Origin of the sequence: Halomonas sp. KG2 (assembly GCA_030440445.1) — a bacterium.
GTDB lineage: Bacteria > Pseudomonadota > Gammaproteobacteria > Pseudomonadales > Halomonadaceae > Vreelandella.
Window position 1 is genome coordinate 1 of the sequence record CP098531.1, and the last position, 4213, is coordinate 4213.

Genomic DNA, 4213 nt, shown 5'->3' on the forward strand with positions numbered 1-4213 from the left:
GATTCCTAGCGCTGCGCGCTATGCGGCCTTGCCAGGCCGCCCAAAATTCGCAGAATTTTTGCCGCCGATAGGCGGCTGGTTTTTGCCTGGGAGGCGCCAATGCTGAGATTGTTGTTCATCGCGCTGCTGGGCGCTGCACCAGTCGCGGCAGCGATCTGGTACAGCTGGCCGCAGCTCGATGAACTCCACAGCATTGACTACCCGCTGGAGCGGGTGCTGCTCGTCGGTGCGGCCCTGAGCTGGCTGCTGGTCGTTGTGCTGGGCAGCATGCTGCCGCTATTGCGCTGGATTGAGCACGCTGAGCGTGAGCGAATTCAGCGTCACGCTCAGCGGGATATGGCCAAAGAGCTGGGCATGGCACAGTTCCGCGCCGAGGCAGCGTTGGCCACTGCAGATGAGGCCGAGCGCCTGCGCAACTTAGCTGAGCAAGAGGCACGGCAAGCTGAGCAGCGAGCGAGGGAGAAGGCACTGACCGAGTTAGAGCATGAACGGACGGTCATGCAGTCACGGCAGGAAGCGCTCAACAAACAGATCGCCCAGATTGAGCAGCAGCAGGCCCAGCTCGATGCGGTTGAGGCTCAATATCGAGTCTGGGTTGAGCAGCAGCAAGCCGCTGTCGCCCAGGCTGAGCATGAGCGCGATCAGGCCCGTGAGATGATGCGAAACCGCCTGTGTGGCCATGAGCGCCGCTTGCGGCAGGCGACAGGCCACGAGCACATGGATTTTGAGACGTTGAAGATGATCAGCCCTCCGCGCCCCGTGCGCGTACGGCGGCATGCAGCGTCTTAGCTGAGCAAGTCCCCTGACACACGGGATCCATAGTGTGTCACCAGGGCCAGATGCCCACTGGAGCCGCCGTCCCTATCGGCCTCGATCCAGGTTAAGCAGTACCTGAGACCCCGCAGAAATAGGGGGGTGACTGTAGTACCTCGCGAAAGCGCTACCGCGCATGAAGCGCCGCAGGGTTAAGTAAAGTCGATAGACGCTCTTTAAACCGTTGATTTGCTAAGTGTTCCGATTCCGCTGGGATCGGATGCGAGAAGAGAAACCTAGTGCTGCCAACACTGGGGAGGCCCGACAGTCGCCAACTGTCGGGCTGCCACTGCCGAAGCCGTGTGCTCCTAATCGAGCTGGCACGGCAAACGTAGGGCGCTCCGGGGTGAAATCCCCCGGTTCGACCCAATCCACTGGACGCCCGAATGGGCGGGGTTGGGCGACACGGAAACGGGCCTCGTGGCGACACGATAAGCCCTGTCTGTTCCGAACAGGTGGAAATCCTGGCTGCGGGCTGCTGGAGACGGTAGAACGCAGACCCTGCTGGTGGGCTGCTGAGGGCGTTCGTAAGGCGTCAGGGCGCGGAGGGGAAACCTGGAAGCGTTGGTACTCGATGGGGCAACCTGTTGAGATCGCTGTATAGCTCAAGCCAGTAATTGCGGCCGTTGAGGTCGCATCGGGGTAAGAGGCACACAGCCATGACCTTGCGGGTCTGGCCATCATGTTGAAGGACGGCGCTAGTAAGCGAGCTGCTTTGGAATCTCGGGCCGCTGAAAACCCTGCTACGGCAGGTGTGAGGTGTAGACCAGGGCGTCGATCTGGAGTGAGTGGCGGTGTGTTTTGACGTAACAGACTAACGTGGGAAGCACCTGGGCGGATGGACGGTTGGCACTGTCCAAGCCAGGTGTGGGAGAGCTGTTGAGTAGGCGCGAAAGCTGCTGGGCGATATGGTCGAAGCCCAGTGGTGAGGCGGAATAAGGGCAGGTTGGCACCTGGCCCCGCTATGAGCTGAAAGACGGCGGTGGTGGCGTTCTCTGGGGGTGGCACCCCACGCATAGTGCTCCCCGTTGCGATGGTATCGCGGCGGAGCACTTGGCAAACACGGTTTTAAGGGCACATGACCCTGTGAAGCTCCTGCACCCTTCGGGGTGCGGGGGCTTTCTCAAGCGCCTGGTTTCGGGTGCTTGAGAAAGCCTATCCCTTCCCATCAGGCCTCTAAGCCCGCAGAAGGGCGTCTCTGCCTTCCTCCAAGCATCTGGCTTGGCCAAACGACCAACCGGCCATCCAGGCGTCTCGCTGAGCCGTTTTGAGCGCATGTGGGCACGTTGATCGGCCATGGCCTAGCGGTTGCTCTGCTAAGTGCCACGCAACGGCGTTATGCAGCCCCGCGTGCCACTCTGGCGACTTGTCGCTACCCCAGCCTACAGCTGTCAGCAGCTTGTCAGCGTGGTCATGGTGCCATTGCTCAATCATTACTTTCTCCTTCATTTGTTGATATTGGCAAAGGTTGCTGGAGGTGTGCATCTCCCTCTGTTTTTGATTTTGGTTGCTGTCTCTCAATTACTGTCGTGAATGCAATCCGATTGCCGTTGAACGCGAAATTCGGGTTGATGTAATACCAGCCTTGGCGTAGGTGTTTAGCGATTATCTGAGCCTTTTCCAGCTCGGCTAGACCCCGCCAAAAAGTTGGCTGAGATAGCTTGATAGGCGGCTTTCTATCGGAGTGTTCTGCTAAAAACTCATCAAGCACGATCTTGTCTAGCGGTATTAAATCTCGCTCAACCGCTCGGTTCTGCAAGCACCAGAGCAGCACGTTAAATGCCTTGATACCGGCTGCCTTGAGGTCAAAAGTGAGAGCAATATTGGCAGTAAATAGCTTCACAAACTGCTCAGCATCTACACGTCGATAGGTCGTTACATGGGTACCCTGAACCTCCCCTGTAGCTTGGTTTACCAGGATGTTGTCGTCCTTCCCTAGCTGCGACAGTCTCACGGCTTGCCCTCTGATCGGCACTATCATGTTTTCGATAAATGGGTTCTTGTCGTACCTGACAACCTTGCTCATATTCCGCCCTTAATCTGATAGACCAGCATTCAAAAAATTATGTCGGTGAATCAAAAATAACCACTTTATTGATAGCCGTCTATCATTAATTATCTTTTTTTCAATAGACCGACCAACTAGTTCTGATAGACCGACTAACCCGTTTTGAAAAAACGGCTCCCGCCCCATGCGGGTTCGTTGGAAATCCCTTCTTATATCTTGTTAAGGGGGGATAAGAGCGAAGCGAACTACCAACCTGTTTGAGAGTGCGATATGCACTCTGATCAGTGCAGCCCTGCACACTAACGCCCTCGTTCCTCGGTTGTTGGGCACCGCCGTTCACGAATCGGAGATTCGTTTCACGACGGATGCCAGGGAGGGGAATTGTTCCAATTTTTTAACCCATCAACTGCAACCCCGTTTAGCAAGGAAAGGAGGGGTATCCGCGATAGCGGATGCAGCGACGAAGGAGCGGGAACCCGCTGGGCACTGCACTGAGGGCCTGCACGTGGGCTTGGGCGCCGCTGGGACTAAAGGCACCCCCAGTCGTGCTAAACCGATGTTTTTGTTGTTTTGGTTCTGGCGGCGATGCTCTCAGCTTTGACGGTCTCGCCTTGGGTGTAGCGACCTAGCCAGCCGATGTGGAGCCGTTTATGTGGCCACTCGCCTCGGTTCAGGCGCTTCCATCGCTTAACTGCGCTGTTCTCCAGGGCGTACGCCTGTTTCCTGGACTGAGCAAATCCTGGCACGCGCTGCAGGCTGTGTAGGGCCTGCCGGAGGGCATCGCCGCCATCACTAGGCGCGTTTTGTACTGCGCTGGCTAAACGGGCCTCCCAGCCTGCATAGGAATCCGCAGTGATTCGCCAGGTCCACGCAGGGCTATTGCCTGGGCGCGGGGCTTTTAGAGCCTCATAGTCAGCATCCGGCATGGTCAATCGCCCGCGTTTGCTGCCACTATGCTGTAGGTTTTCAAGGTCGTGGGCCATGCCCTCGCCCTCTGTAACTAACAGCCACCACCAGATTTTGCCGGGGCTGGTTTTGTCGATCAGGCCAACCAGGTAGCTATTGCACTGGCCTTTTGCTTTGCGTCGCCACCGTTGTTGAGCTGTTGCGTGAATTAGATAACGGTCTAAAAATTTAGCCTCAAGTGCAGGCCATTTTTTGGCCTCGATGCTGCCGGCTGTCCAGTAGATATATCCCCTCGACAGGTGCCGAAGCAAAAGACGCATCGCGTCTGTTTTGTACCGAAAAATCACTGGATGATTCCCCCCAATTTTCTGTTTTGCACGAACACCTTTATCGCTATATCCTACTGAGAGTATGTGAGTAATATACCTGCCAATGTAGATTGTGCTATATAAGAATCTTGCACAATTGTAGATTTAGGCACAAAGA

The 4213-nt window shown here is 56.3% G+C and carries 5 protein-coding genes; 1 reads left to right on the forward strand and 4 read right to left on the reverse strand.

Annotated elements, in window-relative coordinates; translation table 11 throughout:
• The first annotated feature begins 99 nt into the window (after positions 1-99).
• The gene (locus tag NDQ72_20805) at positions 100-789 is read left to right on the forward strand and encodes a hypothetical protein (GenBank protein ID WKD30516.1); all 690 of its coding nucleotides are present in this window, start codon (positions 100-102) and stop codon (positions 787-789) included.
• Positions 790-1005: 216 nt separating this feature from the next.
• On the opposite strand, the gene NDQ72_20810 is transcribed toward NDQ72_20805, so the two are convergent.
• The 4 genes from NDQ72_20810 to NDQ72_20825 all read right to left on the reverse strand — a co-directional run bounded on the left by NDQ72_20810 (position 1006) and on the right by NDQ72_20825 (position 4047).
• Complete coding sequence (locus NDQ72_20810; GenBank protein ID WKD30517.1) at positions 1006-1830, reverse strand: hypothetical protein; 825 nt, start codon at positions 1828-1830, stop codon at positions 1006-1008.
• A gap of 159 nt (positions 1831-1989) precedes the next feature.
• Positions 1990-2247, reverse strand: a complete 258-nt coding sequence (locus tag NDQ72_20815) for a hypothetical protein (GenBank protein WKD30518.1) — start codon at positions 2245-2247, stop codon at positions 1990-1992.
• Positions 2240-2839 (reverse strand): replication/maintenance protein RepL, encoded by a 600-nt coding sequence (locus NDQ72_20820; protein ID WKD30514.1) that lies wholly within the window; start codon positions 2837-2839, stop codon positions 2240-2242. Before NDQ72_20820 ends, NDQ72_20815 begins: the two co-directional genes overlap by 8 nt.
• Before the next feature lie 530 nt (positions 2840-3369).
• Positions 3370-4047, reverse strand: a complete 678-nt coding sequence (locus NDQ72_20825; GenBank protein ID WKD30515.1) for a hypothetical protein — start codon at positions 4045-4047, stop codon at positions 3370-3372.
• Positions 4048-4213: the final 166 nt, after the last annotated feature.